This window comes from Amycolatopsis sp. NPDC051045 (genome assembly GCF_040682955.1).
GTDB lineage: Bacteria > Actinomycetota > Actinomycetes > Mycobacteriales > Pseudonocardiaceae > Amycolatopsis.
Window position 1 is genome coordinate 218262 of sequence record NZ_JBFBCC010000015.1, and the last position, 26178, is coordinate 244439.

At 71.4% G+C, this 26178-nt stretch carries 25 protein-coding genes and 1 pseudogene; 17 read left to right on the top strand and 9 right to left on the bottom strand.

What is annotated here, in order from left to right; genetic code table 11:
• Positions 1–16 precede the first annotated feature (16 nt).
• The 3 genes from AB0M80_RS31240 (at position 17) to AB0M80_RS31250 (ending at position 4082) form a co-directional block, all read left to right on the top strand.
• On the top strand, positions 17–1000 hold the full coding sequence (locus AB0M80_RS31240) for an IniB N-terminal domain-containing protein (protein WP_364572089.1): 984 nt from the start codon (positions 17–19) through the stop codon (positions 998–1000).
• A gap of 101 nt (positions 1001–1101) precedes the next feature.
• Positions 1102–2883 carry a dynamin family protein gene (locus AB0M80_RS31245; protein WP_364572091.1) on the top strand — a complete coding sequence of 594 codons (1782 nt, stop codon included), beginning with the start codon at positions 1102–1104 and terminating at the stop codon, positions 2881–2883.
• Positions 2880–4082, top strand: a complete 1203-nt coding sequence (locus AB0M80_RS31250; RefSeq protein WP_364572093.1) for a GTPase — start codon at positions 2880–2882, stop codon at positions 4080–4082. The genes AB0M80_RS31245 and AB0M80_RS31250 overlap by 4 nt, the downstream gene beginning before the upstream one ends.
• On the opposite strand, the gene AB0M80_RS31255 is transcribed toward AB0M80_RS31250, so the two are convergent.
• Both AB0M80_RS31255 and AB0M80_RS31260 read right to left on the bottom strand, forming a co-directional pair.
• Positions 4079–4282, bottom strand: a complete 204-nt coding sequence (locus tag AB0M80_RS31255; RefSeq protein WP_364572192.1) for a hypothetical protein — start codon at positions 4280–4282, stop codon at positions 4079–4081. The genes AB0M80_RS31250 and AB0M80_RS31255 overlap by 4 nt on opposite strands.
• A gap of 318 nt (positions 4283–4600) precedes the next feature.
• A pseudogene (locus tag AB0M80_RS31260) lies at positions 4601–4648 on the bottom strand (twin-arginine translocation signal domain-containing protein); the annotation flags it as partial.
• Between the two features lie 154 nt (positions 4649–4802).
• Between AB0M80_RS31260 and AB0M80_RS31265 the strand changes: the two are divergent.
• Both AB0M80_RS31265 and AB0M80_RS31270 read left to right on the top strand, forming a co-directional pair.
• Positions 4803–6356 carry a long-chain fatty acid--CoA ligase gene (locus AB0M80_RS31265; protein WP_364572095.1) on the top strand — a complete coding sequence of 518 codons (1554 nt, stop codon included), beginning with the start codon at positions 4803–4805 and terminating at the stop codon, positions 6354–6356.
• Positions 6356–6898: a TetR/AcrR family transcriptional regulator gene (locus AB0M80_RS31270; RefSeq protein ID WP_364572097.1), complete on the top strand. Its 543-nt coding sequence runs from the start codon at positions 6356–6358 to the stop codon at positions 6896–6898. Before AB0M80_RS31265 ends, AB0M80_RS31270 begins: the two co-directional genes overlap by 1 nt.
• Here the strand turns inward: AB0M80_RS31270 and AB0M80_RS31275 are convergent.
• The gene (locus AB0M80_RS31275) at positions 6895–7296 is read right to left on the bottom strand and encodes a PPOX class F420-dependent oxidoreductase (RefSeq protein WP_364572099.1); all 402 of its coding nucleotides are present in this window, start codon (positions 7294–7296) and stop codon (positions 6895–6897) included. The genes AB0M80_RS31270 and AB0M80_RS31275 overlap by 4 nt on opposite strands.
• 155 nt (positions 7297–7451) lie before the next feature.
• Here AB0M80_RS31275 and AB0M80_RS31280 point away from each other — a divergent pair, with 155 nt between their 5' ends.
• The gene (locus tag AB0M80_RS31280) at positions 7452–8657 is read left to right on the top strand and encodes a glycosyl hydrolase family 8 (RefSeq protein WP_364572101.1); all 1206 of its coding nucleotides are present in this window, start codon (positions 7452–7454) and stop codon (positions 8655–8657) included.
• Here AB0M80_RS31280 and AB0M80_RS31285 read toward each other — a convergent pair.
• Complete coding sequence (locus AB0M80_RS31285; RefSeq protein ID WP_364572103.1) at positions 8654–9637, bottom strand: Gfo/Idh/MocA family oxidoreductase; 984 nt, start codon at positions 9635–9637, stop codon at positions 8654–8656. The genes AB0M80_RS31280 and AB0M80_RS31285 overlap by 4 nt on opposite strands.
• Before the next feature lie 98 nt (positions 9638–9735).
• Here AB0M80_RS31285 and AB0M80_RS31290 point away from each other — a divergent pair, with 98 nt between their 5' ends.
• Genes AB0M80_RS31290 through AB0M80_RS31310 form a run of 5 tightly spaced genes read left to right on the top strand, consistent with a single transcriptional unit; the run spans position 9736 to position 14481 of the window.
• A complete protein-coding gene (locus AB0M80_RS31290; RefSeq protein WP_364572105.1) occupies positions 9736–10686 on the top strand; it encodes an ABC transporter substrate-binding protein in 951 nt (316 codons plus the stop codon).
• Position 10687: 1 nt separating this feature from the next.
• Positions 10688–11566, top strand: coding sequence for an amino acid ABC transporter permease (locus tag AB0M80_RS31295; RefSeq protein ID WP_364572188.1), 879 nt, complete (start codon positions 10688–10690; stop codon positions 11564–11566).
• Positions 11559–12326 (top strand): amino acid ABC transporter ATP-binding protein, encoded by a 768-nt coding sequence (locus AB0M80_RS31300; protein ID WP_364572107.1) that lies wholly within the window; start codon positions 11559–11561, stop codon positions 12324–12326. The genes AB0M80_RS31295 and AB0M80_RS31300 overlap by 8 nt, the downstream gene beginning before the upstream one ends.
• Positions 12323–14041: an aminotransferase class V-fold PLP-dependent enzyme gene (locus AB0M80_RS31305; RefSeq protein WP_364572109.1), complete on the top strand. Its 1719-nt coding sequence runs from the start codon at positions 12323–12325 to the stop codon at positions 14039–14041. The genes AB0M80_RS31300 and AB0M80_RS31305 overlap by 4 nt, the downstream gene beginning before the upstream one ends.
• Before the next feature lie 53 nt (positions 14042–14094).
• Positions 14095–14481, top strand: a complete 387-nt coding sequence (locus tag AB0M80_RS31310; protein WP_364572111.1) for a hypothetical protein — start codon at positions 14095–14097, stop codon at positions 14479–14481.
• Between the two features lie 25 nt (positions 14482–14506).
• On the opposite strand, the gene AB0M80_RS31315 is transcribed toward AB0M80_RS31310, so the two are convergent.
• On the bottom strand, positions 14507–15679 hold the full coding sequence (locus AB0M80_RS31315; protein ID WP_364572112.1) for a macrolide family glycosyltransferase: 1173 nt from the start codon (positions 15677–15679) through the stop codon (positions 14507–14509).
• A gap of 292 nt (positions 15680–15971) precedes the next feature.
• On the opposite strand from AB0M80_RS31315, the gene AB0M80_RS31320 reads away from it, so the two are divergent.
• The 6 genes from AB0M80_RS31320 to AB0M80_RS31345 all read left to right on the top strand — a co-directional run bounded on the left by AB0M80_RS31320 (position 15972) and on the right by AB0M80_RS31345 (position 21692).
• Positions 15972–17519: an alpha/beta hydrolase gene (locus tag AB0M80_RS31320; protein WP_364572190.1), complete on the top strand. Its 1548-nt coding sequence runs from the start codon at positions 15972–15974 to the stop codon at positions 17517–17519.
• 154 nt (positions 17520–17673) lie between these two features.
• Complete coding sequence (locus AB0M80_RS31325; RefSeq protein WP_364572113.1) at positions 17674–18573, top strand: ABC transporter ATP-binding protein; 900 nt, start codon at positions 17674–17676, stop codon at positions 18571–18573.
• The gene (locus tag AB0M80_RS31330; protein WP_364572114.1) at positions 18570–19301 is read left to right on the top strand and encodes an ABC transporter permease; all 732 of its coding nucleotides are present in this window, start codon (positions 18570–18572) and stop codon (positions 19299–19301) included. The genes AB0M80_RS31325 and AB0M80_RS31330 overlap by 4 nt, the downstream gene beginning before the upstream one ends.
• Positions 19302–19451: 150 nt before the next feature.
• The gene (locus AB0M80_RS31335; protein ID WP_364572116.1) at positions 19452–20072 is read left to right on the top strand and encodes a hypothetical protein; all 621 of its coding nucleotides are present in this window, start codon (positions 19452–19454) and stop codon (positions 20070–20072) included.
• Positions 20072–20383 carry a transcriptional regulator gene (locus tag AB0M80_RS31340; RefSeq protein ID WP_364572118.1) on the top strand — a complete coding sequence of 104 codons (312 nt, stop codon included), beginning with the start codon at positions 20072–20074 and terminating at the stop codon, positions 20381–20383. The genes AB0M80_RS31335 and AB0M80_RS31340 overlap by 1 nt, the downstream gene beginning before the upstream one ends.
• Position 20384: 1 nt before the next feature.
• Entirely contained in the window at positions 20385–21692 is a 1308-nt protein-coding gene (locus AB0M80_RS31345) for a DNA polymerase IV (protein ID WP_364572120.1), read from the top strand.
• Between the two features lie 4 nt (positions 21693–21696).
• Here the strand turns inward: AB0M80_RS31345 and AB0M80_RS31350 are convergent, their stop codons facing one another.
• The 4 genes from AB0M80_RS31350 to AB0M80_RS31365 all read right to left on the bottom strand — a co-directional run bounded on the left by AB0M80_RS31350 (position 21697) and on the right by AB0M80_RS31365 (position 26154).
• Positions 21697–22779: a glycoside hydrolase family 88 protein gene (locus AB0M80_RS31350; protein ID WP_364572122.1), complete on the bottom strand. Its 1083-nt coding sequence runs from the start codon at positions 22777–22779 to the stop codon at positions 21697–21699.
• A gap of 146 nt (positions 22780–22925) precedes the next feature.
• On the bottom strand, positions 22926–23582 hold the full coding sequence (locus AB0M80_RS31355; protein WP_364572124.1) for an FCD domain-containing protein: 657 nt from the start codon (positions 23580–23582) through the stop codon (positions 22926–22928).
• Between the two features lie 2 nt (positions 23583–23584).
• Positions 23585–24619, bottom strand: coding sequence for an ABC transporter permease (locus AB0M80_RS31360; protein WP_364572126.1), 1035 nt, complete (start codon positions 24617–24619; stop codon positions 23585–23587).
• Entirely contained in the window at positions 24616–26154 is a 1539-nt protein-coding gene (locus tag AB0M80_RS31365) for a sugar ABC transporter ATP-binding protein (RefSeq protein ID WP_364572128.1), read from the bottom strand. The genes AB0M80_RS31360 and AB0M80_RS31365 overlap by 4 nt, the downstream gene beginning before the upstream one ends.
• Positions 26155–26178: the final 24 nt, after the last annotated feature.

Below are 26178 nucleotides of genomic sequence, written 5' to 3' on the forward strand. Positions count from 1 at the left end.
ATTTGGAGAACACCCCATGGACTCCGTGCAGACGTTGCACGATTTCGCCCTCAACCTGCTCAACGACCCGACCGCGCTGGCGGCCTTCGGGACGGACCCGCAGGGCTGCCTCGCTGCCGCCGGTCTCGGCGACGTCAGCGCCGCCGACGTGCACGAGGTCATCCCGCTGGTGCTCGACTACGTGCCGGTCGACAGCCTCCCGGCCGTGGGCGGCCTCCCCGTCGTCGGCGACCTGTCCCCGATCGGCACCGACGCCACGGGCATCCAGGGTGCGATCGACCAGCTCACCGCCCTCACCGCGGGCCTCGGCCTGCCGGCCGTCGGTGACCTCCCGGGCGCCGGCGACCTCGTCGGTGAGCTCCCCGGCGTGGGCGGCCTCGGCCTGCCGGGTCTCGGCGGTCTCGGCCACTCGGTGACCAGCGTCACCGACGTCACCAACACCGTGGCGAGCGTGACCGCGCTCGCCGGCGACACCACCAGCTCCCTCGGCCTGGGCGGCGACCTGGCGCAGAGCATCGACGCGGGTGCGCTGGGCGGCCTGGGCAGTGCCGTCACCGGCGCGGTCGAGAGCGGCAACGTCGTCGGCCAGGTCGACGACGTCGTCACGGGCGTCACGGGCCACGTTGCCGCGCCGGTGCACGCCGGCGACCTGACCGGTGCCGTCACCGGCGCCGTGACCGGCGCGACCGACGTCACCAACCACATCGGCGACTTCACCGGCACGCTCAAGAACGTGGGCGACCTCGACGTCAAGCACGTCGGTGGCGACCTGACGAGCACTGTCCAGCACAGCGTCGGCGACATCACCCACAACACCGTCACCACGGTGACCGGGGCGGCCGGGGTCGACCACAACGGGGTCGGCGAAATCGGCAGCAGCAACGGTGTCGACGCGGTGCACGACGTGGTGTCGGGTGTCACCGACAACCTCAGCCACAACGCGCTGGGCAACATCCACGTCGGCGACCTCGGTCACAACGACATCCACCTCGGGCACTGATCCCCGAACCGGTCACCGGTGCCCGTCCCGCGGTCTGGGTGCAGCCGCGGGACGGGCACCCGGTGTGCGTACGGGGAGTGAACCGGGGACACTCGTCCATCGTGACCGCACCGGCTTGGCTCGAAGTGCTCAACGAGACGCTGGACGCGTGCCGCACGCACGGCCGCGCCGATCTCGCCGAGCGCCTGCGCAGACGCCGGGACGCCCCGGCCGGGCAGACCCGGCTCGGCGTGCTCGGCTTCCCCAAACAGGGCAAGGGTTACCTGCTCAACGCCGTGTTGAACGCGCCGGTGTGCGCGGTCGGCGACGCCGCGACCCCCGCCGTGCCCACGGAAATCACCTACGCCCCGCAACCCGCCGCGACCCTGGTCGGCCGGTCCCGCGAACGGATCCCCGTCGCGGTCGAACGGCTCACCGGCGAACTCGGCGCCCGGCCCGCCGGCACGCTCAGCCGCGTCGAGGTCGGAGTGCCCCGCGAACTCCTTTCGGCCGGCCTCGTCCTGGTCGACACCCCGCCGGTCGGTGACCCGCGGTCACCGCGCACCGCGGCCGCGCTCGACCTGCTCGACGAAGCGGACGCGGTGATCCTCGTCTCCGACGCGACCGCCCCGCTGAGCGCCGCCGAACTCGCGCTCGCGCGGCACGTGCGCACCTGGTGCCCGCACGTCGTGTTGGCGCTGACGAAGATCGACGCCTCTCCCGGGTGGCGCGCGGTCGCCGAACGGGACCGCGCCATGCTCGGCGAGGCGGGGATCGACGCGCCCGTCCTGCCGGTCTCGGCCGTCGTGCGCCAAGCCGCCGCGAAGACCGGTGACGCGGAACTCAACGCCCGCTCGGGTTTCCCGGAGCTGCTCGGCTGGATCGCCGAGCAGGCCGCGCGGCCGCCCGAGCAGTCCCGCGCGCTGCTCGCCGCGGTGGGCGTGCGCGCCGCCGCCGCCGAACTGGTGGAGTCGCTGCGCGACCGCGTCGACGCGGCGGGGCAGGACGCCGGGCTCGGCCAGGCCGCCCTGCTGCAGCGGGCCCAGCGCCGCGCCGACGACCTGCGGCGGCAGAACACCCGGTGGCAGAACCTGCTGTCCGACGAAATCACCGACCTGCTGTCCGACGCCGAGTACGACCTGCGCGAGCGGACCCGCAAGATCGTCAACACCATCGACCAGACCTTCGACGAAGGCGATCCGGCCAAGGTGTGGGACGAATTCGCGCCGTGGCTGGACAACGCGCTGGCCGAGGCCGTCGACACCAACTACACGTGGCTGGCCGACCGGGCGGAGTGGATCGCCCAAGCGGTCGCGGCGTGCTTCGGCGCCCAGTACGACCGCGCGCTGCCCGACCTGCGGCTCGACAGCTCGGGCGTGGACCGCCTCGACGACGTCCGGCGGCCGAAGATCGAGAAGTTCAAGGTCGGCCAGCAGGCCTTCACCGGGCTGCGCGGGTCGTACGGCGGCGTGCTGATGTTCGGCCTGGTGACCAGCCTGGCCGGGTTGCCGCTGATCAACCCGGTTTCGATCGGCGCCGGTGCGGCGTTCGCCGCGAAGACGATCAAGGACGAAGGCGGGATGCGGCTGCAGCGGCGCCAGGCCGTCGCCAAGCAGACAGCGCAACGGCACGTCGACGACGTCTTCCTGCGGTTCAGCAAGGAATGCCGCGACGCGATCCGCGTCGTGCAGCGGCGGCTGCGCGACCACTTCACCGGGCTGGCCGAGGAACTCGCCGACGAGCTGACGCGCGAGCGGGAAACGATCCTGGCCGGCACCGCCGAGCGGGAGCGGCGGACCGGGCACATCCGCCGCGAGATCGACCGGCTGGCCGGCCTGCACCAGCGCGCGGGGGAACTCGGCACGATCGCCGGACGGCAGCAGCGGCGGGAGCTTTCGGCGTGACCCAGGACGTCCGCGACCTGCTGCACGCCGCGGCCGGGCTCTACCGGGACGACCCGCGGGCTTCGGCCCTGCTGCACGACTGCCTGAACCGGCTGGAGCAGCCGCTGCGCGTCGCGTTCACCGGGGCGCCTTCGTCGGGGAAGACGACGCTCGCCGCCGCGCTGGGCGAATGGCCGACGCGCGCGCTGCGCGACCTCGTTCTCCTGGACGACCCCGGCCCGGCCGACGACGTCCCGGACGCGACGGTGCGGCTGGTCCGCCACCTCGAGCCGGACGAGCTCGCGGCGGCGCACCCGCCGGGCGGCTCGGCGTTCGCGCGGCAGAGCGCGGTCAACTCGGTATTGGTGCTGTCGCGGGCCGACGAGGTCGGCGCGGGCCGGATCGACGCGCTGCTCACCGCGAAGCAGCTGGCGCGCCGGGCGTGGCGGGAAGACCCGCTGTGCACGGGATTTCTGGGCGTGATCGCCGTCGCCGGGCAGCTCGCGTACGGTGGCCGGTCGCTGCGCGACGACGAGTTCGACCTCTTGGCGGCGTTCGCCGCGGTGCCGCGGGAGGAACTGGAACGGCACGTGCTGTCGGTGGATTCGTTCACCGATCCGGCGTTCCCCGGTCCGATCCCGGTCGAGACGCGGCGGTCGCTGGTGGTGCGGTTCGGGATGTTCGGCGTCCGGCTGGCCCTCACGCTGATCCGCACCGGCTGCGACGACCGGGTCAAGCTCTCGGCGGAGCTGGTGCGCCGCAGTGGCCTGGGCGAGCTGCGTGACACGCTCGCCGGGTGTTTCGTCGCCCGCGCGGAGGCGTTGAAGGCCCGCACGGCGATCATCCGCCTGGAGTCGCTGCTGGCGGCCCAGCCCCGCCCGGGCGGTGACCGGCTGGTCTCCCGGGTGGAGCGCTTCGCCGCGGCCGCGCACGACTTCCGCGAACTGCGGCTGATCGCCGACATCCGCGGCGGCCGCACGGCGCTGTCCGGCGAGCCCGCCGAAGAGGCGGTCCGGTTGCTGGGCGCGCAGGGCACGGCCCCGGCCGACCGCCTCGGCCTGGAGCCGGACACCGATCCGAACGAGATCTACGAGGCCGGCCTGGACGCGTTGCGGCGCTGGCGCCACGAGGCCGAGCGCCCCGACCGTCCGCACGCGGAGCGGACGGCGGCGCACGTGGTGGTGCGCTCGGCCGAAGGGCTGCTGGCGTTGTTCGCCTAGATCGGCCGGCCGTTCACCGTCACGTTCGAGATCGTCACGTCCCGGGCGTTGCTGATCTGCGGTGCCGGCGCGTCGATCTTCGTGAACGTGCTGTCGGCCAGCCGGAAGCCCGTCAGCGGGCTCTCCTCGGCGCCGCTGATCTTCAGCGCGAACGGCGAGTCGTCGAGGTGGATGTCGCTCAGGCCGATGTCACGGATCACCGGTTGCACGATCGGGCCGGGTTCGTCTTGAGGTACACGCCGTAGAACGGCTTGTACGACGAACCCGCGTGGATCCGGTTGTCCTGCGCGAAAACGTTGCGCACCCCGCCGGACATCTCGCTGCCGACGGTGATCGCGCCCCAGCGGCCGTGGTAGTCGTTGTCTTCGATGACGATGTCCTCGCTCGGCACGCCGACGCGGCGGCCGTCGGTGTCGCGGCCGGACTTGACGACCGTGCCGTCGTCGCCGGTGTCCGTCCACATCGCCGGGTTCCGCAGCCGCGCCCGCCGGACCGAACACCGCGCCGGCGGCCAGGAGCCCGCCCGCCGTGCCCGCGGCCTTGAGGAAGTCACGCCGACTCGTCATCCGGTCCTCCTGACTGGGCGGTCATACATCATGTACAACATGCGATATGCCGCCAGGCCGGTCAAAAACTTCCCGGTCAGCGGTATTGACGCCCGCCGGGCCGCGGCCCACCATAGAGCGGCCTATGGTCCAGTGCCGGCCCGAAGGGAACCCCATGCCCGAAGACGTCCGCCCGCGGATCCGGCTGTTCGGCGAGCTCTTGGCGCACTGGGCGCGGGAACGCCCGGCGGACACCGCGCTCGTCTTCGGTGACCGGGCGTGGACCTGGGCGGACTTCGACGAGCGGGTCCGGCGGCTGTCCGGGGCCCTCGCGGCCGCCGGCGTCGCCCGGGGTGACCGGGTCGCGTTCGTCGACAAGAACCACCCCGCCTGCCTGGAGACGACCTTCGCGGCGGCCGGGATCGGTGCCGCCAACGCCGTGGTCAACTGGCGGCTGTCCGGGGACGAACTCGCGTACGTGCTCGAGGACGCGGGCGCGAAGGTGGTCTTCGTCGGCGCCGAACTGCGGTCGGCGTTCGACGCGATCCGCGACCGGCTGCCCGCGGTGGAACGCGTGGTGCTCGTCGGTGGGGACGCCGACGAGTACGAGGCCTTCCTGACCGCGGCCGCGCCGCACGCCGGGACCGACGTCGGCGAAGACGACGGCGTGCTGGTCATGTACACCAGCGGCACCACCGGCTTCCCGAAGGGCGCGGTGCTGACCCACCGCAGCGTCCTCGCCCACGGCATCGCGGCCGGGACCGCGTTCCCGATCGGCCCGGGCGACGTCAACCTGGTCGCGATGCCGCTGTTCCACGTCGGCGGCAGCTGTTACGCGGTTTCCGGATTCCTCTACGGCGAACCGTCCTACCTGACCCGCGAGCCCGACGCGGCGTCGTTGTTCGCGGCGCTGCGGGCCGGGATCACGCACGCCTTCCTCGTGCCCGCCGTCGTGGCCGGCATCGCGCAGGCCGGCGAGGCCGCGCTCCAGGCGTTCTCCAAGCTGAAGTACCTCTGCTACGGCGCTTCGCCGATGCCGCTGCCGTTGCTGCGCACCGTGCTCGCCGCCTGGCCGGACGTCAAGTTCGCCCAGGTGTACGGCATGACCGAGCTGTCCGGTGCGGTCACCGCGCTCGATCCCGAGGCGCACCGGGACGCCACCCGCCCCGAACGGCTCGCCTCGGCGGGCACCGCACTGTCCGGAGTGGACATCCGGATCGTCGACCCGGTCACCACGGAAGACGTCGAAGCCGGCGAGGTGTGGGTCCGCACCGAGCAGCGGATGGCGGGCTACCTCGGCAAGCCCGAGGCCACCGCGGAGACCATCGTGGACGGCTGGGTCCGCACCGGCGACGTCGGGCGCCTCGACGACGGCGGGTTCCTGTTCCTGGAGGACCGCGTCAAGGACATGATCATCACCGGCGGCGAGAACGTCTACTCGCCGGAGGTCGAGCGCGTGGTGGCGGAGTTCCCCGGCGTGGCCGAGGTGGCCGTGATCGGCGTGCCGGACGACAAGTGGGGCGAGCAGGTCAAGGCCGTCGTCGCGCCGGCGCCGGGGGAGCAGCTCGACGCGGGCAAGCTGGTCGAGTTCTGCCGCGAGCGCCTCGCGCACTACAAGTGCCCGCGCAGCGTCGACTTCCTCGAAGCGTTGCCGCGCAACGCGACCGGCAAGATCCTCAAGCGTTCGCTGCGCGAGCCGTACTGGCGGGACCGGGACCGGAACGTCTGATGCCTTCGGTCACGCGGCGGGCGTACTTCGAAGCCGCGCTGAACGTGCTGGCGGAGCAGGGGTTCACCGAGCTGAACGTCGGCGCGCTGTGCCGCGACCTCGGCGTCACCAGCGGCTCGTTCTACCACCACTTCGGCGGCTGGCCGGGGTTCGTGGAGCAGCTGCTGGACCACTGGGAGAACCGGCAGGTGCGCATCCTGCGCGAGCGGAACTTCGGCACCGGCGGCCCGGCGGCGGACTTCGCCGCGCTGATGGACCTCACGCTCGGGCTGCCCCACGAGGCCGAGGCGGCCATCCGGGCGTGGGCGCGGAACGACGAAACGGTGCGCGCGGCGCAGAAGCGCGTCGACGACGCCCGGCTGCGGACGGTCGGCAAGGCGGTCGAAGGCATCGTCGGCGACCGCGCGCTGGCCCGGACGCTCACGTCGCTCGGGATGGCGGTGCTGGTGGGGCACCAGCAGCTGGCGTCGGCGGGGGAGCACGGCGAGCTGACGGCCTTGCTGGCGGAGTACGCGCGGCTGGTGCACTCCCGTGCCGGCTAGGCGTTGCCGAGCACCCGGGTCACGGTGATCTCGATGACGACCCGCTGCGGGTTCGGCTTGGGCTGCCGGTAACGCGCCGCGTACCGGTTTTCGGCGTCCCGCACCGATTCCGGATCCTCGCGCAGCACCGCGCGCCCCTCCAAAGTGGACCACCGGGGGCCGTCGAGCTGGCAGACCGCGACGGGGATCCCGGCCGCGCCCGCGGCGCGCACGAGCCGGGCCTTGACCGACGGGGCGAAGGTGATGACCCGGGCGAGGCCGGCGTCGAAGTCGACGGTCACGCCGACCGCGACGACGTGCGGGGTGCCGTCCGGGCGGACCGTGGTCAGCGTGGCCAGGTGGCGCTCGGTCCAGAACGCGCGGAAGTCCGGCCCGCGGCCGTCGAGGTCGATCGTCATGACGTCCACGCTAGTCCGTCCGGGTGCGCGGACCGCCGGGGGATCCACCCTCCGTAATAGTAAGGAAAGTTTCCTAACGGTCTTGACCTGGTCTTGAACCGTCTGCCAGGCTCTGCTCACCTTCGCCACAGCCAACGATGTCTTACGGAGGAGCCATGAAGAGAGTCGTCCGGGCGGTGGTGGTTTCGGCCGCGCTCGCCGCGGGGCTGCTGAGCGTGCCCGCGAGCGCGTCCGCGGCGGGCACGCCGTACGTGCCGGGAACACTGCGGCCGTCCGTCTCGCAGGCCACGCAGGACCAGGCGCTGCAGAAGTACTACGACTTCTGGAAGAAGAACTTCCTGACGACCAAGTGCGGCAGCGGCACCTACGCCGTGCTGTCCAAGGACGCCGACCACTCCTTCGTCGCCGAGGGCGAGGGGTACGGCCTGACGATCTCGGCGATGATGGCGGACAAGGATCCGCAGGCCCGCTCGATCGTCGACGGGATAGTGAAGTTCGTCAAGGCCCACCCGTCGGTCAACGACAGGGACCTGCACGCGGCCGAGCAGGACGCGAACTGCAAGAGCGTCAACGGCAGTGACTCGGCCACCGACGGCGACCTCGAAATCGCCTACGGCCTGCTGATCGCGGACCGGAAGTGGGGCAGCTCGGGCGCGGTGAACTACCGGGCCGAGGCCGTCCGGATCATCAACGCGATCAAGAAGAGCGAGGTCAACGGCAGCACGAAGTTCACCCTGCTCGGCGACTGGGGCAACGACGCGGAGTACAAGAACAGCTCGCGCTCGTCGGACTGGATGCCGGGGCACCTGCGCGCGTTCGCCGCGGCGACGGGCGACAGCTTCTGGACTTCGGTCCGCACCCGGTCGGAGACGGCCGTGAGCCAGCTTCAGTCGCAGTACGCGCCGAACACCGGGCTGCTGCCGGACTTCGTGGTCAACACTAACTCGACGCCCAAGCCGGCGCCGTCGAACTTCCTCGAGGGCCCGTACGACGGCAAGTACAGCTGGAACGCCTGCCGCGACCCGTGGCGCCTCGGTGTGGACGCGATCTCCGTTTCCGGTAGCGCGGCCGTCTCGCAGGTGCGCAAGATGAACGCGTGGATCAAGTCGGCCACGGGCGGCGACCCGGCGAAGATCCAGAGCGGCTACTCGTTGGCGGGCTCGAAGACCGAAAGCGGCCGGCACCCGTGCTTCACGGCCCCGTTCGCGGTGGCGGCGATGGCGGACCCGGGCAGCCAGGAGTGGCTGGACAAGCTGTGGACCTCGATCTCGACGTGGTCCCCGGACGCGACGGACTACTACGGGACCGGAATCACGGTCCAGGTGCTGCTGATCCTGAGCGGGAACTACGTGGCCGCCTAGGCCGGCTCGCGCAGCGGCAGTCCCGCGGCCCGGTAGATCTCGTCGATCACGGTCATCGTCTCGACCGCGTCGGCCGCCGAGGTCTTCACCGGTTCGCCCCGCAGGACTGCCGCTGCGAACGCGTCCAGCTGGTACGCGTACGACGCCCGCCGCGGGAACTTCTCCGTCCGGCGCGCGTCGCCGGTGCGGACCGAGAGGCGGTGGTACGCCTGCGGGGCCACCGGGTTCAGCACCGAAAGCGAGCCGCGCGAACCGGTCACCTTCGCGCTGATCTTGAGCAGCGAAGACGACCACATCGAGCACTCGATCCGCCCGGTGTGGCCCGAGGGGAACCGCAGCTCCGCCGTCATCGCCCGGTCGACCCGCGCGTCACGCAGCTTCGCGGAAGCCGACACGACCGCCGGCGTCTCGCCGCCGAAGACCCGGGCCATGTGGACCGCGTAGCAGCCCGCGTCCATCGTCGCCCCGCCCGCCAAGCCGTAGTCGTAGCGGATGTCCGAGAACTTCGGCAGCGGGAAGCACAACGCCGTCTCGACGCGCCGCAGCTCACCCAGCTCGCCGGACGCCACGATCTCCTCCACCCGCAGGGCCAGCGGGTGGTAGCGGTAGTGGAACGCCTCCATCACCACGCGGTCCGACGCTGCGGCCAGGTCGGCGATCTCCCGCGCCTCGGCCGCATTCGCCGTGAACGGTTTCTCGCACAAGACGTGCTTCCCGGCCGCCAGCGCCGCTCGCGTCCAGTGCCCGTGCAGCCCGTTCGGCAGCGGGATGTAGACCGCGTCGATGTCCGGATCCGCCAGCAACTGCTCGTACCCGGCGTAAGCCTGGACGATCCCGTGCTGGTCCGCAAACGCTTGCGCGCGGTGATGAGAGCGCGCCGCGACCGCGTCGACCGAGACCGAAGGGAGGGAAGAAGCGGGCTTGACCAAGGCCGCGGGGGCGATGCGAGCCGCCCCCAGGATGCCGATCCGCAGGCTCATGAGCGCGAAGCTAGCACCGCGGCAAGATTTCAACTGCCTGTTGACCTCTTCAACAACGGGTTGTAGCGTTCCGCCCAGCCGAACAGTGGAGGTCCGTTATGTCCCGTTCTCGTGCCGTACAGGCGGTGTTGCTCGCCAGCCTGGCCGTGCTGGTGACGGCTTGTGGTGGCGGTCCGGACGGCGCGGGCGGAACGTCGCAGGCCGCCGGCGCGCCCGCGTCCGGCATCCCGGACACCGCCGCCCTCATCCAGGGCGTGCAGAAGGACGCCCAGCTCAACGCCGCCCTGCCGCCGAACGTCAAGCAGGCGGGCGTGCTGCACCTGGCCTCGAACCTGCAGTCCGCGCCCAACAACTTCTACGCCGCCGACGGCAAGACCCCGATCGGCTACGAGGTCGACCTCGCCAAGGCGATCGCCGCCAAGCTCGGCGTCACGGTGACCCACCAGGACATGGCGTTCGGCTCGCTCATCACCAGCCTCCAGTCCGGCCGCATCGACCTGACCATGGCCGGGATGAACGACACCAAGGCCCGCCAGGCGCAGATCGACTTCGTCGACTACTTCACCTCGGGCATCACGATCATGATCCGCAAGGGCAACCCCGACGGCATCACCGGCCCGGACGCGCTCTGCGGGAAGAACGTCGCCGTCGTGCAGGGCACCAGCCACCAGAAGTTCGCCGAAGCGCAGAGCACCAAGTGCACCCAGGCGGGCAAGCCGGCGGTCAACGTCACCGCGACCGACAGCGACAACCAGAACCAGAACCAGCTGCGCACCGGCCGCGTCGCCGCGATCCTCAACGACCTCCCCAGCGCCGTCTACATCTCCCGCACCGCGGGCGACGGCAAGTTCTTCGAGGTCGTCCCGGGCGAGCCGATCGAGGGCGGGCCGTACGGCATCGGCGTCAACAAGACCAACACGCCGCTGCGGGACTCCGTGCAGAAGGCCCTGCAGGCCCTGATCGCCGACGGCACCTACGGCAAGATCCTGCAGGCCTGGGGGGTCGAGCAGGGAGCCATCAAGGAGGCCGCGGTCAATGGTGGAGCGTGAGGTGGCGGTGACCGAACCGCTCCCGATCGTCCGGCTGAGGCACTGGGGCCGCTGGGTCGCCGCCGCGATCATCGTCGCGCTGCTCGTGCTGCTGGCCGTCGCCCTCGGCAACGCGCAGATCGCGTGGGGCCAGGTCCCGGACTTCGTCTTCTACCGCGTGATGGCGACCGGCCTCCTCAACACCGTCGTGCTCGCCGTCCTGTCGCAGGCTGTCGCGATCGTGCTGGGCATCGTCATCGCCCTGCTGCGCCGCAGTGCCAACCCGGTCGCCCGGTGGTTCGCCGCCGGCTACATCTGGATCTTCCGCGGCTTGCCGGTGCTGCTGCAGATCCTGCTCTGGTACAACCTGGCGCTCGTCTTCCCGGTCATCGACATCCCGTTCCTCGTCCACGCGCAGACGAACGTGCTGATCAGCGCGTTCACCGCCGCGTTCCTGGGCCTGGCGCTCAACGAAAGCGCGTACATGGCCGAGATCGTCCGGGCGGGACTGAACAGCGTCGACAGCGGACAGACGGAAGCGGCCAAGTCGATCGGCATGACGCCGGCCGCGACGCTGCGCCGGGTCGTGCTGCCGCAGGCCATGCGCGTGATCATCCCGCCGACCGGCAACGACTTCATCAACATGCTCAAGGGCACGTCGATGGCGTCGGTGATCGGCGTGACCGAGCTGATCCACGCGGCCAACAACATCTCGTCGAACAACCTCCTGGTGATGGAGACGCTGCTGGCCGCGGCCGTCTGGTACATGGTCGTGGTGACCGTCGCCGGCGTCGGCCAGCACTACCTGGAACGCGCGTTCGGGCAGGCCGACCGTGGGCCCCTCGCCCGCGCCGGAAAAGCCCTGCGCGGCGTGCCGCTGGTGAGGAGTGCCCGTGTCTGAGCCGCTGCTGCGCGCCGTCGGCGTCCGGAAGTCCTACGGCCACACCGAAGTCCTGGGCGGCATCGACCTCGAAGTCCACAAGGGACAGGTCGTCTGCCTGCTCGGGCCCTCCGGCGCCGGGAAGAGCACGTTCCTGCGCTGCATCAACCACCTGGAGACCGTCGACGCCGGCCAGATCTGGGTCGACGGCGAGGCGATCGGCTTCCGGCAGCGCGGCGGGAAGCTGTACGAGCTGCGCGAACGCGACGTCGCCCGCCAGCGCCGCGACATCGGGATGGTGTTCCAGCGGTTCAACCTCTTCGCGCACCGGACGGCACTGGAGAACGTCGTCGAGGGCCCGATCCGGGTGCTCGGCGTCAAACCGGACGAAGCCCGCAAGCAGGGGATGGAGCTGCTGGACCGCGTCGGCCTCGGGCACCGCGGTGACGCTTACCCGGCGCAGCTGTCCGGTGGGCAGCAGCAGCGCGTGGCGATCGCCCGGTCGCTGGCGATGAAACCGAAGCTGATGCTGTTCGACGAGCCGACCTCGGCGCTGGACCCGGAGCTGGTCGGCGAGGTCCTCGAGGTCATGAGTACGTTGGCGGGGGAGGGGATGACGATGGTCGTCGTGACGCACGAGATGAGCTTCGCCGCGGAGGCCGCCGACGAGGTGGTGTTCCTGGCCGACGGCGCCGTCGTCGAGACCGGTCCGCCCTCGGAGGTGTTGAGCGCGCCGAAGCACGAACGCACCCGGCAGTTCCTGGCGAGGATCCTCGCGTGACGCGGATTTCGCCCCGGTACCTGCTTCAGTTCGACGAGCCCGCCGGCTACCTCGACTTCGCCCGGTTCGGCCCGCCGTCGCACGCGGTGCTCGACACGACGGCCGCCCTGCTCGACCAGGCCACCACGGCCGGTCCGTCCACAGTGGACGAGCTGATGCGGCAGGAGGTCCGTGCCAAGGCCGCCGCCGCGCGGCTGTCCGGCTCCGACACCGACCACACGGTGCTGCTCCCGCACACCAGTCTCGGCCTGTTCCAGGCCGCCTTCCACAGCACCGGCGAGGTGCTCGTGTCGGCGGCGGAGTTCCCCGCCAACACCTACCCGTGGGCGCGCGCCGAACAGGCCGGGCGCCTCAAGCTGCGCCGCCTGACCGGCGGTTACGTCACTCCCGAGCGCCTGGCCGGGGCGTTGACGCCGGAGATCACGACGGTCAGCGTCAGCGCCGTCGACTTCCGCACCGGCTACCGCGCCGACCTGGCCGCGCTGCGCGAAGTCGTCGGCGACCGGCTGCTGGTCGTCGACGGCATCCAGGGCTTCGGCGTCATCGAGGCGCCGTGGGAGGTCGCCGACGTCCTCGTCGTCGGCGGGCAGAAGTGGCTGCGCGCGGGCTGGGGCACCGGCTTCGCGGTGCTGTCCGATCGCGCCCTGGACCGGATGGACCCGGTGCTGTCGGGCTGGACCGGCGCCCGCGATCCGGGCCTGTTCGACGACGAGATCCACCCGCCGGACACCACCGCCCAGGCCTGGTCGATCTCCAACCTCAGCCCGATCACCTCCGGCGCGTTCGCCGAGGCCCTCGAACTGGTCGAGGACGCCGGCGTCGGCGCCATCGCGGCGCGGATCGCCGACCGGATCGGGGCCTTCGAGGAGGTGCTCGCCTCGTGCGGCGCCGAGGTCGTCTCGGCGGTGGATCGCCGGGCCGGGATCCTGGCGTTCACCCTGCCCGGCCACCCCGCCGAGCAGGTCGGGGCGGCGCTGGCCAACGCCGGGATCGCCGCGACCGTGCGTCCCGAGCACGTCCGGCTCTCGCCGCACGCCTCGACCCCGGCGGCCGCCGCGGACCTGCTCCGCTCGGCGTTGGAGACGCTGACCCGGCCCCGGGAGCCGATGACCGTCCCGGCCGCCGGGGCGACGACGCACGAGGTGCTCACCGCCTTGGTGCCCGCCATCCCGGGGCTCGCGGCGATGCTCGGCCCGGGCAACGAGGTCCTGCTGCACGACCTGAGCCGGCTGCCGGACTCGATCATCGCCATCGCCGGCGATCTCACCGGCCGCAGCGTCGGCGGTCCGATGACCGACCTGCTGCTCGGCCTGGTCCGCCGCGGCACCACCCAGGACCTGACGAACTACCGCACGCACGGCCCGGACGGCCGGCCGATCCGCTCCTCGACGCTGTTCCTGCGGGACGCCGACGGGGTGGCGGTGGGCTGCCTGTGCGTCAACAGCGTCGAGGAGGCCGCGTCCCCGGCCGGAAACGGCGAGCCGGAGACTTTCCCACCGGATGTCGACAGCCTGCAGCGGTTCCTGGTGGACCGGGCGGTGGCGAAGGCGGGCATCCCGGTGGACCTGATGAAGAAACGCCACAAGGCCGCGGTGGTGCGCGAACTCGACGAGGCCGGTTATTTCCTCATCAAGGACGCGGTCGACCACCTGGCCGGGCGCCTCGACGTCACCCGGTACACGATCTACAACTACCTCAACGAAATCCGCGCCTGACGCTGCCCGATCGGACCTTGTCACCCGGCCTTTCCGGGCGGACGATGGCGCGCATGACCGAATCGGACACGCAGCGGGCCCTGGTGCGGCTCGAAGCGGACGACGAGGCGGACGCCGAAGAGCTCGACCGGCTCGCCCGCCGGCTGCGCGCCGAGCTGGGCGAGCTCGACCTCGACGTGCTCGCCGCCGTCCCGGCCGGCGACTTGCCGCCGGGCGCGAAGGCCGTCGACCCCGTGACGATCGGCTCGCTCATGGTGGCCTTCAGTGCGGCGGGCGGGGTGTTCCCCGGCCTGGTCGAGACGCTGCGCGAGTGGCTGGGCCGCCAGGCGGGCCGGCACAAGATCAAGGTGACCGTCGACGGCGACACCGTGGAGCTGGAGCGGGCCACGTCGGCCGAGCGCCGGCAGCTGATCGACGCCTTCGTCCGGCGGCACGCATAGCCGAGCCGCCCGACGAAGGCCACTGTCATTCCAAAAAGGACTCGACCGCATCCGCGGCCACCGAGACCCCGCCGTGGCTGCGGATTTCCGCCGTCAGCTCCGCCAACCGAGCCGCCACCGACGGCGAGGACGAAACCTCCTCGACCGCCGCCCGCAGCGACTCGGCCGTCACCGGCTCCGCCGGCAGGTGTCGGCCCACGCCGAGCGCCTCGAGCTGGGCCGCGTTGCCGAACTGGTCGGCCGCCTGCGGGATCGCGACCGTCGGGACCCCGAACCACAACGACTCGGTCGCCCCGCCCATGCCCGCGTGCGTGATGAACGCCGACGCCGCTTCGAGCACCGCCAGTTGCGGGACACTCTCGAAGACCTCCACCGAGGGAGGCAGCGGCCCGAGGTCCGCCGGCGAGACGTGGTTGCCCAGGGAAATCACGACGTGCCAATCCGAGGCGAACGCCTCCACGCAAGCCCGGTAGACGTCGAGCTGGTCGTTGAACGCCGTACCGAACGACACCAGCAGTACCCGGCGGCCCGAAGCGGGCGGCGTCCACGACCGGTCGGCCAGCCGCGCCGGGTCCAGGCACGGCCCGACGAACCGCACGTGCGGACCCACCCGGTCCGCCTGGGGCTGCATCGCGCGGGGAATCAGCGACAGGACCCGCTTCGGGTGCCCGAGCCACTCCCAGGGGTCGGCCGAGACGCCGTGGGACGCCAGCCACCGCGTCAACGTGGCCGCGTAGCCCACGCCGGAGGGTGACGTCCTGATCGGGCCCATGACCTCGGCCATGTCCTCGTCGTAGCCCTCCCACGCCACCAGCGTCGGCGACAGCTGCACGGCCGGGACGCCGTAGCGCTCGCCGAGCAGCGGTGCGCCCAGCCCGCCGATGTCGTACAGCACCAGATCAGGCCGGTCGGTGTCGAACCGCGCGGTCAGCAGCGGGTGGATCGCGATCGCTTCGTCGAGGAAGACGCGCATCGCGTCGGCCGGGTCGTCCGGCCACACCGCCGCTTCGCCGAGCGGGAAGATCGTCGGGTGCTCGACGACCGTCGCACCGGTGGGCTCGACCAGCGAAGCCAGCGGTGCGCCGACGACGTAGGACACCCGGTGCCCGCGGCGGACCAGCTCGCGGATCACGCTCAGCGAAGGGTAGATGTGGCTCGGCGCGGTGCAGCCGACCATGACGATGTGTTTGCGCAGCATGGTGCTCCTTCAAGGGAGAAAGAACAGACGGCGCGCAGGTGAAGGGACTCACCCGGTCGGCGGGGAGTCCGGCGGTCACGCCGTCTCAGACGACGCGGAGCCGGATGAAGTAGATCATGAAGACGACCGTACGGGATCCGGGAACGACCGTGCCACCCGATTTCCGCCTTTGGTAGGGCATTCGCATCCACCCGCCCGATTGCCGTCCCGGCGGGCCCGCGCCGGGTCTAGGGTTCTCCCGCCCGAAGACGCCAGGGATGAGGAGAAAACCGTGAAACGTGCTTCTCTGGGGATGGTCACTGCCGTCGCGGTGGCGTCCGCGCTCGTGGCCGCGCCGGCCGCGACCGCCGCACCCGCCGCGCCCGCGAAACAGGCCACGATCGGCTGGGGACCGTGCACCGATCCCACGCTGGTCGCTGCCGGTGCCGAATGCGGGTACCTCGGGGTGCCGCTCGACTACCGCAAGCCGGCCGGGGAGCAGATCCAGCTCGCCGTCAGCCGCGTCAAGCACAAGGTTCCCGACGCGCAGTACCAGGGCGTCATGCTGACGAACCCCGGCGGCCCCGGCGGTTCCGGCCTGCTGCTGGCCACCCGCGGCCCGCGCGTGCCCAACCACGCCGGCGACGCCTACGACTGGGTCGGCTTCGACCCGCGCGGGGTCGGCGCCAGCAAGCCCGCGTTGTCGTGCGACCCGAACTACATGGACTACGACCGGCCGGAGTACGTGCCGGTCACCCCGCAGCTGGAGCGGACCTGGCTCGCCCGGTCCAAGGGGTACGCCGAGGCCTGCGCGAAGAACAACCCGAAGACCTTGCTGGAGAACATGAAGACGACCGACACGGTCCAGGACATGGACTCCATCCGCAAGGCGCTCGGCCGGCAGCAGCTGAACTTCTACGGCTACTCCTACGGCACCTACCTCGGCCAGGTGTACGGCTCGCGGTACCCGCAGAACGTCCGCCGGATGGTGCTCGACTCGACGGTCGACCCGCGCGGGGTCTGGTACGGCGACAACCTCGACCAGGACGTGGCGTTCGACAAGAACATCCTGATCTGGTTCGGCTGGCTCGCCCGGCACGACGACGTCTACCACCTCGGCAAGACGCAGGCCGCCGTGCAGCGGGTGGTCAACGAGCAGCTGCTCAAGACGTCCTTCAACCCGGCCGGCGGCGTGATCGGGCCGGACGAGATCCTCGACGTCATCCAGCAGGCTTCGTACTACCAGCTGCGGTGGACGCTCCTGGGTGACGCGCTGTCGCGGTTCGTCAACCAGGGTGACTGGCAGAACTGGAAGTCGCTCTTCGAGGCCTTCGGCGGCCGCGGCGACGACAACGGCTACGCGGTGTACCTCGCCGTGCAGTGCACCGACGTCCAGTGGCCGCAGAGCTGGCACCAGTGGAAGCGCGACAACTGGCAGACCTTCGCCAAGGCGCCGTACTTCACCTGGCAGAACGCGTGGTTCAACGCGCCCTGCCTCTACTGGCCGGCGAAGGCGGGCAAGCCCGCGAAGATCGACGGCCGGGGCGTGCAGAGCGTGCTGATGATCGACGAGACGCTCGACGCGGCGACGCCGTACGAAGGCAGCCTCGAGGTCCGCAGCCGCTTCCCGGGCGCTTCGCTGATCGCGGAGCCGGGCGGCACCAGCCACGCGATCACCCCGCGCGGCAACGCGTGCGTCGACAACAAGATCGCCGACTACCTGGCGACGGGCGCGCTCCCGGCCCGCAAGCCGGGCCGCACGGCCGACGTCGAGTGCGCGCCGCTGCCGCAGCCGACGCCACCGGCGCCGACCGCGGCTCGCGTCGACAACGGTCTGGTCTCTGGGCGGCTCGCCAGCTGACCTGCGGAAATCCACAAACGGGGTGTCGGGCCCACGGCCCGGCACCCCGTTTGTGCGCTCGCTCGCGCCGTGGGCTTTGAATCCGCGTGGACTTTGTGTTACAAAGTGCACATCGACTTTGCGCTGCAAAGTCCACGAACGGAAGGAGAGCGCCATGACTGGGGGACCGGCGTTCGCGCTCCACGGCCTGACCAAGTGGTTCGGCTCGATCACGGCGGTCGACGGCGTGTCCGTCGAGGTGGCGCGCGGCGAGGTCGTCGCGCTGCTCGGGCCGAACGGCGCGGGGAAGTCGACCACCGTCGACATGCTGCTCGGCCTGACCGAGCCGGACGCGGGGGAGGTCACCGTGCACGGCGGCAGCCCGCGCGAGGCCGTCGACCAGGGGCTGGTCGGCGCGATGATGCAGAACGGCGCGCTGCTGCCGGACGTCACGGTCGGCGAGATCGTCGCGCTGGTCGTCTCGACGCACGCGAAGCCGCTGCCCGCGGCCGAGGTGATCGCCCGCGCGGGCCTCGAGCACCTCGTGAAACGCCGCTGCGGCAAGCTTTCCGGCGGCGAGCGGCAGCGCGTCCGGTTCGCCCTCGCGCTGGCCGGCGACCCGCGGCTGCTCGTGCTGGACGAGCCGACCGCCGCGATGGACGTCGACGGCAGGCGGGCGTTCTGGGCGGCCATCCGCGAGTTCGCCGCCGCCGGCCGGACCGTGCTGTTCGCGACCCACTACCTCGCCGAAGCCGAGGACTACGCCGACCGCGTGGTGCTGCTGCGCCACGGCGTCGTCGTCGCCGACGGCCCGGTCGCCGAGGTCCGGGCCGCGGTGTCCGGGCGGGTGCTCAAGGCCGTCGTGCCCGGTGCCACCGAAGCCGACCTGGCCGCCTTGCCGGGCGTGACGACCGTGCAGCTGCGCGCCGGCCGCGCCGAGCTGGCCTGCGCCGACTCCGACGCCGCCATCCGCGGCCTGCTCGCCGCGCACCCGCTCGCCGCCGACATCGAAATCACCGCGCTGGGTCTCGAGGAAGCCTTCCTGGCGCTGACCGCCGAGGAGGCCGCCGCGTGAACACGACGTATCTGAGCCTGGAGATCAAGCGGATCGTCCGCAGCCCGCAGTTCACGATCTTCACCATCGGCATGCCGGTGGCGATGTACCTGCTCTTCGGCTCGATCTTCGGCAAGCTGATCATGGCGAACGGCCTCCCGGCCGACGTCCAGACCATGATCAAGCTGGCCGCGTACGGCGCGAGCGGCGGTGCCCTCTTCACCGGAACGCGCGTTGCGCAGGAGCGCACCGACGGCTGGCAGCGGCAGCTGCGGCTCACGCCGATGCGCGGTCCCGGCTACCTGGTCGTCAAGGTGCTCTCGGCGATGGCCGTGGCGCTGCCGGTGCTCGCGGTGCTCTTCCTCGCCGGGCTGGCGACGGGCGTCGAGATGACCGCCGCGCAGTGGGGCCTGGTGCTGGTGTCGCTCTGGCTCGGCGTGCTCCCGTTCGCCGTGCTGGGCCTCGCCATCGGCCTGTTCGGCAAGGGAGACACCGTCGGCGCCGTCACCGGCGCGCTGATGATGCCGCTCGGCATGCTCGGCGGGCTGTGGATTCCGCTGGAGGTCCTGCCGGACTGGATGTCGACGGTGGCGCACTTCTTCCCGACGTACTGGCTCGGCCGCGCCGGCCTCGAACCCCTGGCCCACCAGGGCGGCCTCGGCTTCGCGGTGCTCGTGCTGGCGGGCTGGCTGGTCGTCCCGGCCCTGGTCGTGGTGCGCCGGTTCCGGCTGGACACGGCCCGGTTGTGAATGCGTGTTAACTTCCGTGCGGTGAACCTTGTTCTGCCGTCGCCCGGCGCACCACCGGGTTCGCGCCTCTCGTTCCGAGGCGGGGCGCGCCGGGCTGACCAGAACAAGGTTCAAGCGTTGAGGGGCCTGCACGGGAGGAGGGCGAATCAGGTGGATGACGAGCCGATGTCGGCCGAGGAGTCGCTGAACCTGATCGCCCAGCAGAACCGGCGGACCCGCCGGGAACTGGGCGGGGGCCCCGCGCGGATGCTCGCCGCCTGGGCGTTCGCCTGGATCGTCGGGTGGGGGTTCACCTACGTGGCGGTGCTGCCCGGTGTCGCGATCCCCGGCTGGGTCGGCGGGGTGCTCGTCGCCGTGCTGTTCGCCGCCGCCATCGCCTACACCGGGTACGTCAGCGCCCGGGCCGGGCGGGGCATCCGCGGCCCGTCACGGACCGTCGGCGCGATGTACGGCTACAGCTGGGCACTCGCCTCCATCGGGTTGACCGTGATCGACATCCGGATCACGCAGTTCGGCTCGCTCACCTCCGACCAGGTGTCGCTGCTGTGGTCCGGTACCTGGCTCCTGCTGACCGGTGTGCTGTACCTCGCCGGTGGCATGGTGTGGCAGGACAAACTCATGTACGGGCTCGGCGCGTGGATGATCGTCTCCGCCGGGCTCAGCGTGGTGGTCGGGTTCCCGGCCAACTTCCTGGTGCTGGCCGTCTGTGGCGGCGGCGGGTTCCTGCTCGCCGCGATCGTCTACTTCGCCCGCGAGAAGACCGGCTGCTGATGAACGAACTGCCGCAGCTCGACCCGGTCATCCACGCCCAGGCGCGGCTGCGGGTCACGGTCGCGCTGGCCGGGCTGCGCGCTGGTGACCAGATCACCTTCCCGCGGCTGCAGCAGCTGCTGGACATGACGGCCGGCAACCTCTCGACGCACCTGCGCAAGCTCGAGGACGCCGAGTACGTCGAAATCACCAAGGCCTACGAACACCGCACCCCGGTCACCCTGGTCCGGCTGACCGCCCGCGGCCGCGCGGCGTTCGAGAGCTACACCAAGGCGCTCCACCAGCTGCTGGACGTCACCGGCGGGGACTGACGTGGGCCGCTGGGTGATCCACCTCGACCTGGACGCCTTCTACGCCTCGGCCGAGCAGCTCACCCGCCCGACGCTGGCCGGGCGCCCGGTGCTCGTCGGCGGTACCGGGCCCCGCGGCGTCGTCGCCGGCGCGAGCTACGAATCACGGGTGTTCGGCATCCGCTCGGCGATGCCGATGTCCCAGGCCCGGCGGCTGTTGCCGGCGAACGGCGTGATCGTGCCGCCGCGGTTCCGCGTCTACGAGCGGCTCAGCCAGGAGGTCTTCGCGGTCGTCTCCGAGGTCGCGCCGGTACTGGAGAAGATCTCCCTCGACGAAGCCTTCGCCGAGCCGCCGGCGCTCGTCGGCGCTTCTTTCGAAGCCGTCACCGAGTTCTGCGCCGCGTTGCGCGCGCGGATCCGGGAGGAAACCGGGCTGGTGGCGTCGATCGGTGCCGGCAACGGCAAGCAGATCGCGAAGATCGCCTCCGACGAGGCCAAACCGGACGGGCTGCTGGTGGTGCCGCAGGGCACCGAACGCGAGTTCCTCGCGCCGCTGCCGGTGCGCGCGCTGTGGGGCATCGGCCCGGTCGCCGAGGGCAAACTGCGGTTCATCGGCGTCCAGACGCTCGGACAGCTGGCGGCACTGTCCGAACAGGACGCGGTGGCCACGCTCGGCGGCGTCGTCGGCCGCGACCTGCGGCGGCTCGCGACCGGCGCCGACGACCGCCCGGTGGCGGGCCGCGCCGAGACCAAGCAGGTCAGCGCCGAGACCACGTTCGACACCGACATCATCGACCTGGCGACGTTGCGGGCCGAGGTGCGGCGCATCGCGGTGGGCGCGCACCAGCGGCTGGTGAAGGCCGGGCGCGTGGCGCGGACGGTGGTGATCAAGCTGCGGCACACCGACATGCACACGGTGACCCGCTCCGAGACGATCTCCGCCCCGACCGACGACCTGGCCGAGCTGACCGCAACCGCCGACCGGCTGCTGCTCGACCCGGCGGAGTTCGGCGGCATCCGGCTGGCCGGCGTCGCCTACAGCGGGCTCTCGGTGCCCCACCAGGACGCGCTGTTCACCCTTTCCGCTCCGGAAACCCCGGCCTCGACGGTGGTGTCGTCCACGCCGGCGCCGGTGACGCCGCCATCGGAGTGGCGCCAGGGCGACGACGTGGTCCACGACGAGTTCGGCACGGGCTGGGTCCAGGGCGCGGGCCACGGCCGGGTGACGGTCCGCTTCGAGCACCGATCATCCGGCCCCGGCGTCGCACGCACCTTCCCCCAGTCGGGCCGGGCCCTCACCCGCGGCGACCCCGGCGACTGCCTGAAGTGACGGCCTACTCCGCCGAGCAGCCCTGCAGCTTCGCCACTTCCTGGCCCGCCAGCAGGAACGCGCCCACGCCGTAAGCCGCGGTGTCCGCCGGCCCGGCTGCGGCCGGGCGGTCGCCGACCGGCTGGACGTACCCGACCAGCCCCGACGGCTGCAGCGCCTTCGCCGACAACGCCGTCCACGCCTTGTCGACCACCGGGCGGAACCGCGCCGCGTCGAGGATGCCCGCGTTGACGCCCCAGCCGATGCCGAACGCGAAGAACGCCGTGCCGCTGGACTCCGGGCCGCCGTGGTCCCACGGGTTGAGCAGGTCCGAGTTCCAGAAGCCGTCGCGGCGCTGCACCAGCGCCAACGTCGAAGCCATCTTCTTGAACACCCGCAGGTACTCCGGCCGCCGCGGGTCGTCGGTCGGCAGGACCTGGAGGACCTTCGTCAGCGCGGCGAGGGCCCAGCCGTTGCCGCGCGACCAGAACACGCCCGAGCCCGTGAACCGCGCGTCGCGGTACCACAAGCCGGTGAACTCGTTGAACAGCTTGTGTTCCGACGACCGGAACAGCCGATCCATGGCGTCCAAATAGGACGGATCGTGGTCGATCAGGCTCATCCGGGCGAACGACGGCATCGCCATGTTCAGCGCGTCGACGTAGTTCCAGTAATCGCGGTGCCCCGCCTGCACCGAAGCCACCTCGGCCTGGATCCGCGTGCGGATCGAGTCGAGCGGGATTTCCGGGTGGAAGTAGGTGTACAGGTCCAGGTACGCCTCGCCGGCGGCCTGGTTGTCCGGGAAGAAGGGCCGCTTCGGGTCCTCCGGCAGCCGGTAGGAGTTGGCCTGCGCCCAGGGGTACGTCTTGTGGTTGGACTGGCCGGTGGTCCGGACCAGCGCGAGGTTGCCGACGTGGAACGTCGCGTTCTGCCAGTCCGGCGCGTCGAGGTTCGTCCCGTTGGCGACCCAGTAATTGCCCGCGGAGACCATCTGGCCGGTGATCGCGCACTCGGCGGGGTTGGCTACCGCCACCGGTGCCGACCACAAGCCGCCGGCCAGCGCCGCGGCCGCGAGCACGCCGAAACCACGAATTCCCGGGAAACGCATGGAAGCGTCCTCCTCGATGCTCGGTTGCGGGGGTCCGGGTGGCGGAGCCCCCGGCTTGGGGCGAAGCCCCTAATGGCTCAGCACGTCATGGCGGCGGTCATCCGCAGCGAGTGAAGCGCTTCCCGGTGGACGTGTCAAGGTGCCGGTCAGCGGTACGGCGCAACGGTTTCCAGCAACCGGCGGGACGCGGACTCGGCGCCGTCCGGGTCCTTCGCCAGCACCAGCGTCAGCACGCGGGAGTGCGCCACGAGTTCCATCGGCTCGCCGTGCGCCTTCAACGCGGCGGCCACGGGCACCTGCAGCTGCGCGATCAGCGCGTTCCCCGACGCCCGGATCAGCGCCCCGTGGAACCGCGAATCGGCGTCCCGGAACGCTTCGCCGTCGGCGCGCTCGACCGCGTCGGCCATCAGCTCGTAGGCCGCGGCCATCGCCGAAAGCTCGTCCGGGCGCCGGTGCCGCGCCGCCATCCGTGCCGCCTGCGGTTCGATGGCCAGCCGCAGCTCCAGCAGCTCGCGCAGGTGCGCGCGGCCGTCGGGACCGCCGACGCGCCAGGCGATGACGTCCGGGTCGATCGCGTCCCACGCCTCGGGCGGCAACGTCCACGTCCCGACCCGCGGGCGCGCGCTGACCATGCCCTTGGACTCCAGCACGCGCAACGCTTCGCGGACCACCGTCCGGGAAGCGGAGAACCGGCGGCCGAGCTCCTCGGGAACGAGCGGCTGCCCGTCCCCGAGAACGCCTTCGACGATGAGCCTGCCCAGTTCGCCGACGATGCGGGCGTGGAGGTTGCGCGGAACGTTCACCGCTACTCGGGCAGGCCGACGCGCCGCTCCCCGCTGCGCAGCTGCTGCAGCACGACCGCGATCACCAGCAGGGCGCCGTGGGCGACGTTCTGCCAGAACGGGTTGATGCCCAGCCCGGACATGCCGTTGTCGAGCACGCCCAGGATGATCACCGCGAGCACGGTGGAGATGATCGACCCGCGCCCGCCCTTGAGCATCGTGCCGCCGAGCGCGGCGCCGGTGACGGCCTGCAGCTCCAGGCCTTCGGACCCGGACGTCGGCTGGCCGGAGCCGGTACGCGCGGTGATCAGGATGCCCGCGATCGCGGCGACCACGCCGACCAGGGCGTACACGCCGATGATGTACCGGTTGATGTTGATGCCGGCCAGTCGCGCGGCGGTGTCGTTGCCGCCGATGGCGTAGACGTTGCGGCCGATGTCGGTGTACTTGAGCAGGAAGTGCAGCAGGGCCGCGACGATCAGGAACACCCAGACCAGCGACGGCAGCCCGAGCACGGCCCCCTTGGCCAGGAAGGTGAACAGGTCGTCGCCGCCGGTGTAGCCCTGCGCCTTGCCGTTGGAAATGACCTGCGCGATGCCCTTGTACGTGGCGAGCATGGCCAGCGTCGCGACCACCGGGTTGACCCGGCCGAAGATGATGATCATGCCGTTGACCAGCCCGCACGCGATACCGACGCCGACCGCGGCGAGGATGCCGACCTCGGCGTTCCCGCTCGAGGTGAACACCATCGCCGAGACGACCGAGGCGAGCCCGGCCATCGAGCCGACCGAGATGTCCAGCGCGCCGAGGATGATCACCAAGGTCTGGACCAGGGCCAGCAGGCCCATGATGGTGATCGCGCTGCCGATCAGCAGCAGGTTGTTGGTGCGGAAGAAGTTCTCGTTCAGCACCGACAGCAGGATCACCAGCGCGATGAGCGTGATGATCAGGCTCGAGTTCTGCACGCCGATGCCGGTGAGCACCCGGCGCGCGGCCGACGGCTGGGGTGGCGCGGCGGGGGCCGAAGTGTCTTCGCTGGGACGGGTGGGGGTGCTCATGCGCCGATCTCCTGGGCTTCGTCCACGGCTGGTTCGGTTTCGGGGATGGCGAGGGTCAGCACGGCTTCCTCGGTCGCTTCCTCGCGGCCGAGTTCGCCGGCCAGGCGCCCGGCGCGCAGCACGAGGATGCGGTCGGCCAGGGTCAGCACCTCGGGCAGGTCGGAGGAGATGACCAGCAGCGCGATGCCTTCCGCAGCGAGGCCGTCGATGATCCGGTAGATCTCGGCTTTCGCGCCGACGTCGACCCCGCGCGTCGGCTCGTCGAGGATCAGCAGCTTCGGCCGTCGCGCGAGCCAGCGCGCGAGGACCGCCTTCTGCTGGTTGCCGCCGGACAGCTTGCGGACTTCCTGCTCCATCGACGGCGTCCGCACGCGAAGCTCGCGCACGTACTCCTCGACGAGCGCGCGTTCCTTCGCGCGCTTCACGACGCGGAAGCGGCGAAGCCGGTCCAGCACGGAGATGGAGATGTTGTCGCGGACGGACCGCTGCATGAGCAACGCGTCCGTCTTGCGTTCTTCCGGCGCGAAGCCGATGCCGGCTTTCACCGCGTCGCCGGGATTGTGCGCGCGCAGCCGCTTGCCGTCGAGTTCCACGGTCCCGGACCGGATCGGCAGGTCGCCGACGATCGCGCGGGCCAGTTCGGAGCGCCCGGCGCCGACCAGCCCGGCCAGGCAGACGACCTCGCCCGCGCGGACCTGCAGGGAGATGCCGGTGACGTCGTCGGTGGTGACGTCGTCGAGCTTCAGCACGACATCGCCGGTGTCCTGCGTGCTCCGGCGCTGCAGCGCCGACAGGTCGCGGCCGATCATCATCCGCACCAGGCTGGGTTCGTCGGTCTCCGCGGCCTGCTGGACGCCGACGAGCTTCCCGTCCCGCAGCACGGCGACGCGGTCGGCGAGCTGGAAGATCTCCTTCATCCGGTGCGAGACGTAGACGACCGCGACCCCGCTGTCGCGCAGCCGGCCGATCAGCCGGAACAGCGCCTCCACCTCGTGCTCGGACAGCGACGACGTCGGTTCGTCGAAGGCGATCACGCGCGGGGGCGTGGCCGCGGTGAGCACGCGCAGGATCTCGACGATCTGCCGCTGGGCGGCGGAGAGCGCGACGCCGAGCGTCATCGGGTCGAGCACGCCTTCGAAGCCGTACTCGGCGAGCGCCTCTTGCGTGGCGTTCAGCAGTGTGCGGCGGTTGAACACCCGCGCCTTGGCGGGCAGTTCGCCGACGAAGACGTTCTCCGCTACCGAAACGTGCGGGATGATCTCGGGTTCCTGGTAGATCACGCGCACCCCGGCGGCCATCGCCGCGCGCGGGGTGTCGAAGGTGACCTCGGTGCCGTCCAGGAGCAGCCGGCCGTCGTCCGGGCCCTGGTCGCCGGACAGCACGCGCAGGAGCGTCGACTTGCCGGCGCCGTTTTCGCCCATCAGCGCGAGCACTTCGCCGGAGCGGAACTCCAGCGAGACGTCGTCGAGGGCGGTGACACCGGAGAAGCGCTTGCCGATGCCCTCGACGGCGAGCGCGGGTGCGGAGCCGGACATGGCGTCCTTTCGAGCAGTGGCCCG